The sequence below is a fragment of the [Micrococcus luteus] ATCC 49442 genome, from assembly GCF_010367585.1.
GTDB classification, from domain to species: domain Bacteria; phylum Actinomycetota; class Actinomycetes; order Actinomycetales; family Micrococcaceae; genus Arthrobacter; species Arthrobacter luteus_A.
The window spans coordinates 3,170,877-3,185,127 of record NZ_JAAAXP010000001.1; the positions used below are offsets into that span (position 1 = coordinate 3,170,877).

The following is a 14,251-nucleotide window of genomic DNA, read 5'->3' on the forward strand; positions in this document are numbered from 1 at the left end:
TTTGGGTATCAACAGATACACAAATACACTTAGACAGGCATCACGTCCTCTGCCTAACCTGATCAGGAACCAACACCAACCGCCCGCGGCACTCAGGACGCGGCGCTCTCACAGAGGACAACATCGTGGCAAAGTACACCCCTCAGGAACTGGCAGACACCCTCAAGGAAGGCCTGCTGTCCTTCCCGGTGACCTCTTTCGACGCCAACCTCCAGTTCGATGAAGAAAGCTACCGCAAGCACCTGGCCTGGCAGGCCAGCTTCCCGGTAGCCGGCCTCTTCGCAGCCGGCGGCACCGGCGAGGGCTTCTCCCTCACCCCCGCAGAATCAGAGCGCGTGGTCCGCGCCGCCGTCGATGAAGTCGGCAGCATTGTCCCCGTCCTCGCCTCCGCCGGCGGCTCCACCGCCCAGGCCATCGAAAACGCCCGGGCTGCCGAAGCCGCCGGCGCCGACGGCCTCCTGCTCCTCCCGCCGTACCTGACCGAAGCAGACCAGGACGGCCTCGTTGACCACGTCAGCGCCATTTGCAGCTCAACCTCGCTGGGTGTCATCATCTACAACCGCGCCAACGCCATCTACAAAGACACCACGGTGGCCACCCTTGCCGACCGCCACGAAAACCTCATCGGCTTCAAGGACGGCGTGGGCGACCTTGAACACGATGCCCGCGTCTACGCCAAGCTCGGCGACCGCCTGTTCTACCTCGGCGGCCTGCCTACCGCGGAAACGTTCGCCCTCCCGCTGCTGCAGCTGGGCATGAGCACCTACTCCAGCGCCATGTACAACTTCGTCCCGCAGTTCGCCCTGGACTTCTACCAGGATGTCCGCAACAACGACCGCGTGGCCGTGAACAAGAAGCTCAACGACTTCGTGATCCCGTACCTGGACATCCGCGACCGCGTAAAGGGCTACTCTGTCTCCATCGTCAAGGGCGGCCTGGACGCGATCGGCCGCTCGGTCGGCGGAGTCCGCCCGCCGCTGCAGAACCTGGCGCCGCAGGACCTCGCGGACCTCAAAGCCCTCATCGCCAGCATCTCCTGATCACCCTCTCCAAGGAGTAACCACAGTGACACTCACCGGACATTCCCTGATCGCCGGCCAGCCCGTCGTCGGCGGCGGCAAAACGGCCTTCGGTTTCAACCCCGCCACCAACGAACAGCTCGATCCCGCGTATTCGCTGATCACCGAAGATCAGCTCACGACGGCGACCTCCGCCGCCGCGGCTGCCTACCCGTCCTTCAGCACGCTGGACCCCGCAGCCCACGCAGCGTTCCTGGATGCCATCGCGGACAACATCGAGGCCATCGGCGAGGAACTCATCATCCGCGCCGGCCAGGAAACCGGCCTGCCTGCCGCCCGCCTGACCGGCGAACGCGCCCGCACCACAGGCCAGCTGCGCCTCTTCGCCAACGTTGTCCGCCAGGGCGACTTCCGCGGTGTCCGCGTCGATCCGGCGCTGCCGGAGCGCACCCCGATGCCCCGCGCCGACATCCGCCAGCGCCAGATCCCGCTGGGCCCTGTCGCCGTGTTCGGCGCGAGCAACTTCCCGCTGGCGTTTTCGACGGCGGGCGGAGACACCGCGTCCGCCCTCGCCGCCGGCTGCCCGGTGGTTTTCAAGGCGCACAACGCCCACCCGGGCACCAGTGAACTCGTGGGCCAGGCGATTGCCAAGGCTGTTGCAGATAACGGCCTGCACCCGGGTGTGTTCTCCCTGATCTACGGCCCCGGCGCCAGCATTGGCCAGGCCCTCGTGGCTGACCCCGCCATCAAGGCCGTGGGCTTCACCGGCTCCCAGGCTGCGGGCATCGCGCTGATGAACACCGCCGCCGCCCGGCCCGAGCCGATCCCCGTCTACGCCGAAATGTCCTCGCTGAACCCGGTGTTTGTGTTCGAGGGCGCCCTCAGCGGCTCCGCCGAGCAGATCGATGCCCTTGCCGCCGCCTACGTCACCGCCGTCACCGGAAGCTCAGGACAGCTCTGCACGTCTCCCGGACTCCTGTTCGCCCCCGCCGGCGAGCTGGGTGACAAACTTGCTGCCGCCGTCGGACGCGCTGTTTCGGCCTGTGCGGGACAGACGATGCTCACCGAGGGCATTGCCGGATCCTGGAACGCCGGCGCCGAGGCGCTGGGCTCCGCGGACGGCGTCACCGTCGTCGGGCAGGGCACCGCCGGCCCCACCGAGAACGCCCCGGCGCCCACCATTTTTGGTACTCAGGTCCGGGACTTTGTCACCAACCACGTCCTGCACCAGGAGATCTTCGGCGCAGCGTCCCTGGTGATCCGCTACGCCTCCACCGCCGAACTGCTGGAAGCCATCGGCCGGCTCGAGGGCCAGCTGACCGCTTCGCTGCAGCTCACCGAGGCGGACTACGCGACGGCGGCACCCCTGGTCCCGGCGCTCGAGCAGAAGGTGGGCCGCATCATCGTCAACGGCTGGCCCACCGGCGTCGAAGTGGGCCATGCCATGGTCCACGGCGGCCCGTTCCCGGCCACCTCGGATTCGCGCACCACCTCCGTGGGCACCCTCGCCATCAACAGGTTCCTGCGCCCCGTCGCCTACCAGAACCTGCCCCAGGAACTGCTGCCCGCTCCCCTGCGGGACACGAACCCGTGGCAGCTCAACCGGCGGGTTGACGGCACCGTGGTGGCGGCAGATGCAGAGGTCAGCGCATGAGCACCCAGCCCACTATTGCCCGCGTTGAAGTGGTTCCGGTAGCCGGCCACGACAGCATGCTGATGAACCTCAGCGGCGCGCACGGCCCGTTCTTTACCCGCAACGTGGTCATCATTACCGACTCCGACGGCCGCACCGGCCTTGGCGAGGTGCCCGGCGGCGAGAAGATCAAGGCCACCATCGAGGAAGCCGGCGCCCTGATCAGCGGCAAGCCGGTGGCACGCTTCCGGTCGCTCCTGCGCGAGATTGCCGCGGAATTCGCCGACCGCGACGCCGGCGGCCGTGGACTGCAGACCTTCGACCTGCGCACCACGGTCCACGCAGTCACCGCCGTCGAGTCCGCCCTGCTGGACCTGCACGGCCAGTTCCTTGGTGTTCCCGTCGCGGAACTGCTCGGTGACGGTCAGCAGCGCACCTCGGTCCCCATGCTCGGCTACCTCTTCTTTATTGGTGACCACGCCCGGACCGACCTTCCCTACCTGGTGGAGGACGCGCCGTCAGACCGCTGGGAGAAGCTGCGGCGCCAGGAGGCCATGACGCCTGAGGCCGTGGTGGCCCTGGCCGAAGCGGCGCAGGAGCGGTACGGCTTCAGCGACTTCAAGCTCAAGGGCGGCGTGCTGTCCGGGGACGACGAGGTTGACGTTGTTACCGCACTGCACAAGCGCTTCCCGGAAGCGCGCGTCACCTTGGACCCGAACGGCGGCTGGCTCCTGGAGGAGGCCATCCGGCTGGGCAAGCGGATGCAGGGTGTTGTGGCGTATGCCGAGGATCCGTGCGGTGCCGAAGGCCGGTTCTCCGGCCGCGAGGTGATGGCCGAATTCCGCCGCGCCACAGGCCTAAAGACCGCCACCAACATGATCGCCACGGACTGGCGCGAGATGTCGCATGCCATCCGCAGTAACGCCGTCGATATTCCGCTGGCTGATCCGCACTTCTGGACCATGTCCGGGTCGGTCCGGGTGGCGCAGCTGTGCAACGAGTTCGGCCTGACCTGGGGCTCGCACTCGAACAACCATTTCGACATCTCCCTGGCCATGTTCACCCACACAGGTGCTGCCGCCCCGGGTGAGATCACCGCGCTGGACACCCACTGGATCTGGCAGGACGGGCAGGGGCTGACTAAGAACCCGCTGGAGATTAAGGACGGGGCCATCGAGGTGCCCTCCGCCCCTGGGCTGGGCATCGAACTGGACCGTGCCGCCCTGGACAAGGCGCACGAGCTGTACCTGCAGCACGGCCTGGACGCCCGGGACGACAGCGTCGGCATGCAGTACTACATCGACGGCTGGTCCTTCGACCCGAAGCGGCCCTGCCTGGTGCGCTAGCCGCCTTTGCTGCTGCGGCCGCTGCGACTGCAGTACCGAAGCTTCCGCACGGCCGGACCTCCTTCGCAACAGGAGACGGCCGTGCGGGGTTCCATGCCCGAGAGCTAAACAGCCAGACAGCTAAATAGAAGGGCGCACTTTGTGGGCGGCGTAGTTTCCGGAATCCTGATTGTCTCCGCCGTCATCTTTGTGGGCTACCTCGCCGCCCGGCTGCGGATTCTGGGACCGGAGGTCCAGGGTGCCCTGACCCGCACCGCCTACTACGTCACCAACCCCGCCCTGCTGTTTACGGTGGTGGCGGGCAGTGACATCCGGGCCGCGCTCGGAACCGACGCCCCGCTGGCGCTGCTCTCGGCAGCGATAGTGGGGCTCCTCTATGCCCTGGCCAGTTTCCTGTTCTTCCGGCGCCCGGTGGCGGAGACCGCCGTCGGGGCCATGGCCAGCAGCTACGCGAATGCCAACAACATCGGCATCCCCGTTTCGCTGTACGCGGTGGGCACGGCGCAGCACGTGGCGCCGGTGCTGCTGGTTCAGCTCCTGGTGATGGCCCCGTTCTACCTCACCCTGATGGGGCTGGCTTCGGGGTCCCGGCTGTCGTGGCGGAAGGTTTTGCTCACGCCGTTCGCGAATCCCATGATCATTGCCTCGGCACTGGGCGTGGTGGTGGCACTGACCGGCTGGGATGCCCCTGACTTGCTGCAGAAACCCATCGACATGCTGGCCGCCGGTGCCGTGCCCATGGTCCTGCTGGCGTTCGGTTTGTCCCTCGCCGGCCGTGCGCCGCTGCAGAAGGGAGACGGCCGCACTGAAACGCTGGTGGCCACGTTCCTCAAGATTGCCGGGATGCCTGCAGTGGTGTGGGTGCTGGGCCGGTTCGTCTTCGGACTGGAAGGGCAGCACCTCCTCGCCAGCGTGATCATGGCCGCGCTGCCCACCGCCCAGAACGTGTTCCTCTTCGCCTCCCCCTACGGCCGAGGGATGACGGTAGCCCGCGACGTCATCCTGTGTACGACGGTGCTCAGCGTGGGGGCGCTGCTCGTGATCGCCTGGCTGCTGGGGTAGGCCGCGGCGGATCCTGCGGACCTCAGCCTGGGAAGCGCTCTTGACGCTCAAAGTGACGCAGGCTACAGTTATGCAAGTTATACGAATAACCAGACCCGAAGATGGCCCAAGGAGGTGCCCATGGCTGGATCACGGCCAAAGTCAGGACCGACAATGCACGACGTCGCTGCTGCCGCCGGCGTCTCCCAGGCCACCGTTTCCCTCGTATTGAATTCTGCTTCCGGATCACGCTTCTCGGAGGAGACGCGGAAAAAGGTCCAGGATGCCGTGACCCGGCTGGGCTACCGCACCAATGCCCACGCCAAGACCTTACGTGAAGGCGTGGCCGGGATGATCGGGTTCATCGGCGATACCGTTGCCACCACTCCTTTTGCCGGCGCCATCATCGAAGGTGCTCAGCAGCGGGCGTGGGAGGACGGGCTCCTCCTGCTGACGGTCAACACCGGCGGCGACAAGGAGCTTGAGGCCGCGTCCTTGGAGACCATGCTGTCCTACAAGGTTGCGGGCGTGGTGTACGCCGGCATGTACCACCGGCGACTGGACGTCCCGGAGGTTCTGGCGGGCGTCCGGTCCGTGGTGCTGAATTCCCAGGATCGGGCCGGGCGGGTTGCGAGCGTCGCTCCGGACGAAGCCAAGGGTGGATATTCGGCCACTCGCCGGCTGCTGGATGCGGGGCACCGCCGGATCGCACTCATCAACATCGAGAGCCTCGAAAGCGAACTGCCGGCAGCCGTCGGGCGGTACGACGGTTACCGGAAGGCCCTGGAGGAAGCGGGGCTGGAACTGGATCCGGACCTGGTCCGCTTCGGCTCGGGCGGCGAGGAAGACGGCTACAAGTACACGATGGAGCTGATGACCTCCGGCAACGTGCCGACGGCAATTTTCTGCGCCAACGACCGCGGCGCCTGGGGTGCCTACCAGGCCGTGTCGGACCTGCGCCTTTCCATTCCTGAGGACGTGTCCATCGTGGGCTTCGACAATCAGGCGACTTTGGCGCCGTTCCTCCGCCCGGGCCTGACTACCTTTGAACTGCCGTTCGTCGCCATGGGCCGGCGCGCGGTTGAACTGATCCTCCAGGACGCGGAACCCGATGGCCGGGTCGAGCTCATGGACTGCCCTCTGATCGAACGGAACTCAGTGACTCATCCCAAGGAGATGCCATGAGCCGCACCATCCCGGCCAGACGCGGGCGTCCTGCTGCGGCACCGCTGCCGCAGCGGAAAAATTCTCTTTCGCTCCGCCTGAAGAGAATTTCCCGTGCCTGGCAGTTATACGTATTACTAGCTCCGGCCGTGATCTACATCCTGGTCTTCAAGTACTGGCCGATGTACGGCGTGCAGATCGCGTTCAAGAACTACAACCCGGTGGACGGGTTCACGGACAGCCCGTGGGTGGGCCTGACCCACTTCATCAGGTTCGTGAACTCCTACCAGTTCGGCCAGGTGGTCGGGAACACGCTGTGGATCGCCGTCCTGGGCCTGCTGCTGGCCTTTCCCATCCCGATCATCCTGGCCCTGCTGGTCAACCAGCTGCAGAGCGAGCGGTTCAAAAAGTTCACCCAGACGGTGCTGTATTCGCCCGCCTTCATCTCCACGGTGGTGGTGGTGGGCATTATGTTCGTAGTCCTCTCCCCCAGGTCCGGGCTGGTCAACAACGCCATCCAACTGGGCGGCGGAGAGCCGGTCTTCTTTATGGGATCGGCGGAGTGGTTCCGCCCCATCTACGTGATCTCCGATGTCTGGCAGAACGCCGGCTTCTCCATGATCGTCTACCTCGCTGCACTGGCGGCCATCGACCCGGCCCTGCATGACGCGGCCAAGGTGGACGGCGCCTCCAAGCTCCAGCGCATCCGGCACATTGACCTGCCCGGCATCATGCCGGTGGTGACCATCCTGTTCATCCTGGCCATCGGAAACCTGCTTAACGTCGGATTCGAGAAGGCCCTGCTGATGCAGACGCCCCTGAATATCTCAACGTCGGAGATCATCCAGACCTACGTTTATCACGCGGGTCTGCAGCAGGCGCAGTTCAGCTACTCGGCCGCCATCGGCCTGTTCAACTCCCTCCTCAACCTGGCGCTGCTGCTTGTTTTCAACACGATTGCGCGCCGGGCCAATCAAGCGACCCTGTGGTGATGCCGAAATGTCTCTGACAACCAACCCCCGCCCCACCGACATCCCGACGCGGCCCGCCACCCAGGGCCGCCCCAAGCCGACCCTCCGGGACAAATATGGCGACCGGGCCTTCACCATCGGCGCCACCGCTGTCCTGCTGCTGTCCATCCTGGCCGTGGTGTACCCGCTGTACTTCATCGTCATCGCCTCCATCAGCGACCCGAACGCCGTCTACGAAGGCAAGGTCTGGCTCTTCCCCTCCGGCATCACCACCGAAGGCTACGAGCGGATCTTCGCCGACAGCCGGATCTGGAACGGCCTGGGCAACACCGTCATCTACACCGTGCTCGGCACGGCCATCAGCGTCAGCACCATCCTGTGCGGCGCCTACGCCCTGTCCCGCAAGGACATGCCGGGCCGAAAAATCCTGATGCTCCTGTTCGTCATCACCATGTTCTTCGACGGCGGGCTCATCACCAAGTACCTGGTGGTCCGCGACCTGGGCATGCTGGACACCGTCTGGGCCGTGGTCCTGCCGGGAGCGGTGGGCGTGTGGAACCTGATCATCGCCAGGTCCTTCTTCGAACACACGATTCCGAACGAACTGCGTGAAGCCGCGCAGATGGACGGGGCAACCGACTTCACGTTCTTCTTCAAAATGGTCCTGCCCCTGTCCAAGCCACTGATCATGCTCATGATCATGGTCCACGTCGTGGCCCAGTGGAACTCATTCTTTGACGCGCTGATCTTCCTCAACGACGACTCCAAATACCCGCTGCAGCTCGTCCTGCGCAACATCCTGATCCAGTCAGATGTCTCCTCCACCGGGACCACGGGCGGAGACATCGAATCCTATGCCGCCGCGCAACGGATCGCAGAGCTCACCAAATACGCCATGATCGTCGTCTCGAGCCTGCCACTCATGATTGCCCTGCCCTTCATGCAGAAGCACTTCACCAAGGGCGCCATGATCGGCGCCGTCAAATAGCTCCTCCCCGCATCGGCCGTCCGGGCACCCGCCGCCGGACGGCACCATCCCCCTCAGAATAGGAATGACCATGGCATTTAGCCGCAAATTCACTGCCCTCGGCGCCGTCCTGGCCGGAACACTGATGTTCACCGCCTGCTCCGGCGGCGGCTCAGGCACGGAGATCAAAGACGCCTCCGCGGACTTCGGCTTCCAGGAAACAGGCTTCCCCATCGTCAGCAAGCAACTCGACCTGACCTTCTCCGGCACCAAAGCCGCCCTGGCCCCGGACTACAACACCATGACCGTGGTGAAGGAATGGGAAAAAGCCACCAACGTCCACATCAAGTGGGAGAACCTGCCCGAGACGGTCTTCCAGGAGAAGAAGAACCTGATCCTCGCCAGCGGTGACCTTCCCGACGCCTTCTTCAATACCGGCCTGACCGATGCCGAGATCGCCACGTACTCCGCCAGCGGCACGCTCATCCCGCTCGAGGGGCTCATTGAGAAGAACGCTCCCAATCTCTCCAGGCTGCTCTCGGACCGGCCCGACATCAAAGCCGCCATCACCTCCTCGGACGGGCACATCTACTCCCTGCCGTCCATCGAGGAACTCGGCCTGGTCCAGTTCCCCAACGAACTGGCCATCAACACGTCCTGGCTGAAAAAACTCAACATCCCCATGCCAAAGACCATTGACGAGTTTCACGAAGCGCTGCTGGCCTTCAAGACCCAGGACGCCTCCGGGACGGGCAAGACCATCCCCCTCAGCTTTATGCCGGGCTCCTGGTGCGGGGACATTGTTGACCTGATCGCCGCCCTCGGCGGAGTGCCGGACAACATGGACCACCGCATCGTCCAGGACGACAAGGTCATCTTCACCCCCACCCAGGATGGCTACAAGAAGGCCATCCAGACCCTGCACGAGTGGTACCAGGAAGGCCTGATCGATCCCGAGTCCTTCTCCCAGGACGACAAGGCCTACCTGGCCAAGGGCAAAGCCGCCACCGAAAACCTCGGTTCATTCGTCTGGTGGGAAGTCCCCGAGATGGTCGGCGCTGACCGCGCCAACAACTACTCGCTCGTCCCGGTCCTGGAAGGCGTAAACGGACAACGCATCGCCAGCCAGTCCAACAACCAGGAAATCGCCCGCGGCGCTTTCGCCATTACGCGGAACAACAAATACCCGGCCGCGACCATGCGCTGGGCAGATAACCTCTACGACCCCATCCAGTCCGCCCAGGCGAACTGGGGACCCATCGGCGAAACCCTGCAAAAGGATGCCAGCGGGTTGCTGACCCAAATCCCCGCCCCGGCCGGAACCAGCGAAGGCGAACGCCGCCAGAAAGTCGCCCCGGGCGGCCCGAAGGCGAACACCGCCGAGAACTTCACCACCGTCGTCGCTCCCGAACCACGCGCCGCGGAACGCCAGAAAACCGTCAACGACCTCTACAAGCCCTTCGCCGGCAACGACGGCTACCCTCCGGTGGCCCTCTCCAACGAAGAGCTGCAGCAGATCAGCACCATTCAGACCGACACCACTTCACTGGTCAAGCAGAACATGGCCAAGTGGATCGTATCCGGGGGCATCGACCAGGAATGGGACGGCTACGTCGCCCAGCTCAAGAACGTCGGCGTCGACAAAATGATCGAGGTCTACCAGCAGGCCTACGACCGTTACAAAAAGAACTCCTAGACCGCGGAATGGGCGGGGCCGGCGATTCCGCCGGCCCTACCTCCCCCGCTCATCCGCGTGCAGCCTTCCCCCAAGGACCTGCAGAGACCAGCCCTGCCAAGAAATGAGACGTCATCTCCATGACTGCCGCGATCGCCACGACAGCCGAGACCTTCCGGCCGGCCCTGCACTATGCAGCCCGGAACACCTGGCTCAATGACCCCAACGGCCTGATTTTTCATGGCGGCGTCTACCACCTCTACTACCAGAGCAACCCGCTGGGCAACGTGTGGGGAAACATGTCCTGGGGACACGCCACCTCCCCGGACCTGCTCACCTGGACCGAACACCCGACCGCCATCGCCTGCGACGACAGTGAAGACATCTTCTCCGGCAGCATCGTCTTTGACCGTGACAACACCAGCGGCTTCGGCACCGGCACCATCGCCCCGCTTGTTGCCGTCTACACCAGTGCGTTCAAACCGGGCTCCCCGCATGAGGGCCTCCAGGCCCAGTCATTGGCCTACAGTTTGGATGGCGGCTACACCTGGACCAAACACGCAGCCAACCCGGTGCTGAACCGCGGATCAGCAGAGTTCCGTGATCCCAAAGTCATCAGGTACGACGGCGGCGCCGGCAGCTACTGGGTGATGGTCGCCGTCGAAGCCACAGACTTCCAGGTGGTGCTCTACAAGTCCGAGGACCTAAAAAACTGGGAGCTGCTGAGCAGCTTCGGCCCGGCAAACGCCACCGGCGGTGTCTGGGAATGCCCCGACCTGTTCCCCCTGCCCGTTGACGGCGACCCGGAAAACCTCAAGTGGGTCCTCACCGTCAACCTCAACCCCGGGGGCCCCAACAACGGCTCAGCCGGCCAGTACTTCGTGGGAGATTTTGACGGGAAAACCTTCGTCTCGGCCACCACCGTCACCGAAGGCCTCCAGGACGCTGACCGGCTGGGCGAGTACCAATGGCTGGACTGGGGCCGGGACTATTACGCCGGCGTCTCGTTCAGCGATGCACCGGACAACCGGCGCCTCATGATGGCGTGGATGAATAACTGGGAATACGCCAACCAGATCCCCACCTCACCCTGGCGCAGCCCAATGACGCTCGCCCGCGAAATATCCCTCCAGATCACCGACGGAAACCTGCGGCTGGTCCAGCAACCCGCAGGCGACTGGACTGCCCTGGCCGGCGCGGAGCCGTTCTGTCTCTCCGCGACGACCGTCCACGACGGCGTGCAGGAACTGACCGGCGCGGCCGGCACAGTCCAGCGCATCGACGTCGCCTTCGCCCCGGGAAGCGCCGAGGAATTCGGGCTCATCCTGCGTGGGGACGGCGTAAAGGGAACTCGTGTCGGCATCCGCCCCGGCGAAGGTTCCCTCATCGTTGACCGCCGGGAATCCGGCCGGACGGACTTCCACGAATCGTTTCCGTCCATCGACACAGCCCCCATCCAAGCCGCGGCAGGGTCCTACCACCTCACCATCTATGTGGACCGCTGCTCGGTTGAAGTCTTCGCCCGGGGCGGCCAGGTCACCCTGACGGAACTGATCTTCCCGGCCGAAACCAGCACCGGACTCTCCCTCTACGCCAGCGGCGGAACAGCAACCGTCGACGAACTCGTGGTCACTCAGTTCGCGTAAGGCGGCACCCAAGCCAGGAAAGACAGACATGCACAACACCGGCAAGCAGAACCCTCTGCGGCAGGTGACGGACGTCGTCGTGATCGGGGAAGCCCTTACCGACGTCGTCAGCACCCCCGCGGGCACCAGCAACCACCCCGGCGGGTCCCCGGCCAACGTCGCCTACGGCCTGGCCCGGCTGGGAGTCAGCACCGGGCTGCTCACCGCCGTCGGCGCTGACCGCCGCGGCGAGGCGATCGAAAACCACCTTGCAGGCGCCGGCGTGAGGCTCCTCCCCTGCTCCCGTTCCCTGGCGAGAACGTCCACGGCGACCGCCACCATCGCGGAGGACGGCTCAGCCAGCTATGCCTTCGACATCACCTGGGATGTTGAACCACAGGACCTTGCGCAGGCCCCGCCCAAAGTCCTGCATACCGGTTCGATCGCAAGCTTTCTGGCCCCCGGCGCCGCCAAGGTCAAGGCAATCCTTCAGCAGCTCCGCGGGGAATGCACCATCACCTACGACCCCAACATCAGGCCCGCACTGCTCGGAACCCATACCGAGGCAAAGCGCGTTTTCGAGGAACTGGTGTATCTCACCGACGTCGTGAAACTCAGCGACGAGGACGCACGATGGCTCTACCCGCTACAGGCACCCGAGGAAACCGCCACCCACATCCTGGGCCTGGGAGCGGAGCTCGCCGTCATCACCAAAGGCTCATCCGGCTCATTGCTGGCTACGCGAGCCACTCGCCTCAGCATTCCGGCAGCGGCATCAGAGGTCGTCGACACCATCGGCGCCGGCGATTCATACATGTCCGCACTGATCCTGGGACTCCTCACCCGCGGAACCGACGGCCTCGCACCCTCCGTCCTGGAACAAATCGGACGCACGGCAGCCATGGCGGCCGCCATCACCGTGGGCCGGGCCGGCGCAAACCCTCCTACCGGCGACGAGCTCCGCGCGGGCCTCCGGGCGTCAGGTGACCGCCGAAGGCGTCCCGGACCACCCCATTCCCGTTCCTGAAGCCGGCTGCCTGAGGCGGGACAGTCACAATCGCCAAATAGCGGAATTTCTTGACCCTGCCGAAGGGCGAACGTAGCCTGACTCACATCATCCTGTGGCACCACTGCGCGCCGGAAAATCCCCTAAACAGCACAGAAGCGGCACTTCAGGTGCGCCGCTTTCGTCGTGATCTCCGCCCTAAGCGGCGATCACTGCAATTCACGAGAGTAGGCCGCATGATCCATCTGTGTCTCCTTCTGTCCGGAGCGGCACTGCTGGTAAACGGGCTCGCGCTGCTCGGCCGGGTTTCCCTCCGGGACTCAGCTGTCTTCAGTATCCTTATCGGTTCCACCCAGCTTGCGCTGGGCCTTACCTATGCAGGGCTCATCGCCAGCCTTTCGCCCCAGCTCTTCCTGGGTGCATCGGGCGTGTTCCTGTTCGGGTTGACGTACCTATATGCCGGGCTGGACGTGCTCCTGGACCTCGGGTCCAAGGGCGTCGGGTGGTTTAGCGGGTTGGTGGGCGTACTTGGGATCATTCTTGCGATTGCGTCGTTTCCCGGGGATCCTCTGCTCGGTGTCCTGTGGCTGTGCTGGGCTTTCCTGTGGATGCTGTCCTATGTCCGCGCTGCGCTCGGCCGCTCGGGCATCACACCGTTCAATGGTTGGTCACTCGTGCTGACCAGTCAGATAACAACCACAATTCCCGCGCTCATGGGTCTGCTGGGGTCATGGCCCGTCGACTGGCCGGCCGCTGCGGGAACCGCTGCACTGGTCAGCCTCCTCCTTGTCGTGTCGGCGTACCTCGGCCGCGTCAAGCGCCTTTCCTGCGGGCGTCCCCTGCGGTTGACATCGAAAAATTCCTACGCTTCACTTTGATAATGGAATCAAAGTTTCACATTGTGAAATGTTGATTCAGTCATTGCCAGTTGTTGCCAACGCCCAGACAGAAGGATTTTTGATGTTTCTCCAAGAGTTCAACGAGGCCGGACGTGCAGAGATTACCGCCGTGCTGCGGCCCTGCCTCGACATCCCTCGGTGGTTCGAAGAGATTGCCGATGCCCGGCCATTCTCGTCAACTCCCGACCTCCTGCTCGCCGCCCGTCTCGCCGCTTCCCCGTTCACCAGTGGCGAAGTGCAGTCTGCACTGTCTCACCACCCGCGGATTGGCGAACGTGCCGAAGGCGATAGTTCCGAGGCCCGGTTCTCACGTGATGAACAAGATGCTCTCGGCGCTGCCTCCGCGGCCGTGACGGCCGCAATCTCCGAAGGAAACCGGACCTATGAAGAGAAGTTCGGACAGGTTTTCCTGATCCGCGCAGCCGGCCGCAGCAAGGAAGAAATACTGCAAGCCCTCCAGGACAGGCTCTCCAACACGGCAGGCGAGGAAGAGCAAGTAGTCCAGCAACAACTGCGGGAGATCGCAGTCCACAGACTTGAAGGAATGATTAGCCAGTGACAACTTCACATGTAACCACCCATATTCTCGATACCGCTACAGGAAAGCCGGCGGCGGGAGTTCCCGTCGGGCTGCACGCCCTGGTCAATGATTCGTGGTCGGAGATCGCCGTTGCACAGACAGATTCTGACGGGCGCGTAAAGGACATCGGGCCGGAATTCCTGCCCTCCGGGACCTACCGGCTAATGTTCACCACCGCAGACTACTTCGCAGAACGAAACACTCCAGCCTTTTTCCCCGAGGTTGTGCTCACCTTCACTGTGGACAGGAACGAACCGCACTACCACATCCCCCTACTGTTGAGCCCCTTCGCCTTCTCGAGCTACCGCGGGAGCTGAGCAGTGCC

13 protein-coding genes are annotated in these 14,251 nt (G+C 64.3%); all 13 read left to right on the forward strand.

The window, feature by feature from the left end; all coding sequences use genetic code 11:
- Positions 1–125: 125 nt before the first annotated feature.
- On the forward strand, positions 126–1,040 hold the full coding sequence (gene kdgD / locus GUV69_RS14455) for a 5-dehydro-4-deoxyglucarate dehydratase (RefSeq protein ID WP_164203601.1): 915 nt from the start codon (positions 126–128) through the stop codon (positions 1,038–1,040).
- A 25-nt stretch (positions 1,041–1,065) separates the two neighbouring features.
- Positions 1,066–2,673 carry an aldehyde dehydrogenase (NADP(+)) gene (locus GUV69_RS14460; protein WP_164203604.1) on the forward strand — a complete coding sequence of 536 codons (1,608 nt, stop codon included), beginning with the start codon at positions 1,066–1,068 and terminating at the stop codon, positions 2,671–2,673.
- Positions 2,670–3,998 carry an enolase C-terminal domain-like protein gene (locus GUV69_RS14465; RefSeq protein WP_164203607.1) on the forward strand — a complete coding sequence of 443 codons (1,329 nt, stop codon included), beginning with the start codon at positions 2,670–2,672 and terminating at the stop codon, positions 3,996–3,998. The genes GUV69_RS14460 and GUV69_RS14465 overlap by 4 nt, the downstream gene beginning before the upstream one ends.
- A 141-nt stretch (positions 3,999–4,139) precedes the next feature.
- Positions 4,140–5,060 (forward strand): AEC family transporter, encoded by a 921-nt coding sequence (locus GUV69_RS14470; RefSeq protein WP_164203610.1) that lies wholly within the window; start codon positions 4,140–4,142, stop codon positions 5,058–5,060.
- A gap of 120 nt (positions 5,061–5,180) precedes the next feature.
- A complete protein-coding gene (locus GUV69_RS14475; protein WP_244292732.1) occupies positions 5,181–6,224 on the forward strand; it encodes a LacI family DNA-binding transcriptional regulator in 1,044 nt (347 codons plus the stop codon).
- Positions 6,221–7,195: an ABC transporter permease gene (locus tag GUV69_RS14480; RefSeq protein WP_164203612.1), complete on the forward strand. Its 975-nt coding sequence runs from the start codon at positions 6,221–6,223 to the stop codon at positions 7,193–7,195. The genes GUV69_RS14475 and GUV69_RS14480 overlap by 4 nt, the downstream gene beginning before the upstream one ends.
- A 7-nt stretch (positions 7,196–7,202) precedes the next feature.
- Positions 7,203–8,162, forward strand: a complete 960-nt coding sequence (locus GUV69_RS14485; protein ID WP_244292733.1) for a carbohydrate ABC transporter permease — start codon at positions 7,203–7,205, stop codon at positions 8,160–8,162.
- Positions 8,163–8,232: 70 nt separating this feature from the next.
- Positions 8,233–9,837 (forward strand): ABC transporter substrate-binding protein, encoded by a 1,605-nt coding sequence (locus GUV69_RS14490; RefSeq protein WP_164203616.1) that lies wholly within the window; start codon positions 8,233–8,235, stop codon positions 9,835–9,837.
- A 119-nt stretch (positions 9,838–9,956) separates the two neighbouring features.
- The gene (locus tag GUV69_RS14495) at positions 9,957–11,462 is read left to right on the forward strand and encodes a glycoside hydrolase family 32 protein (protein ID WP_164203619.1); all 1,506 of its coding nucleotides are present in this window, start codon (positions 9,957–9,959) and stop codon (positions 11,460–11,462) included.
- Positions 11,463–11,490: 28 nt separating this feature from the next.
- Positions 11,491–12,468, forward strand: coding sequence for a carbohydrate kinase family protein (locus tag GUV69_RS14500; RefSeq protein WP_164203622.1), 978 nt, complete (start codon positions 11,491–11,493; stop codon positions 12,466–12,468).
- A gap of 215 nt (positions 12,469–12,683) precedes the next feature.
- Entirely contained in the window at positions 12,684–13,325 is a 642-nt protein-coding gene (locus GUV69_RS14505) for an AmiS/UreI family transporter (protein WP_164203625.1), read from the forward strand.
- A gap of 28 nt (positions 13,326–13,353) precedes the next feature.
- Positions 13,354–13,905 carry a 2-oxo-4-hydroxy-4-carboxy-5-ureidoimidazoline decarboxylase gene (gene uraD, locus GUV69_RS14510; protein WP_348272255.1) on the forward strand — a complete coding sequence of 184 codons (552 nt, stop codon included), beginning with the start codon at positions 13,354–13,356 and terminating at the stop codon, positions 13,903–13,905.
- On the forward strand, positions 13,902–14,243 hold the full coding sequence (uraH, locus tag GUV69_RS14515) for a hydroxyisourate hydrolase (protein ID WP_164203628.1): 342 nt from the start codon (positions 13,902–13,904) through the stop codon (positions 14,241–14,243). Before uraD ends, uraH begins: the two co-directional genes overlap by 4 nt.
- Positions 14,244–14,251 lie beyond the last annotated feature (8 nt).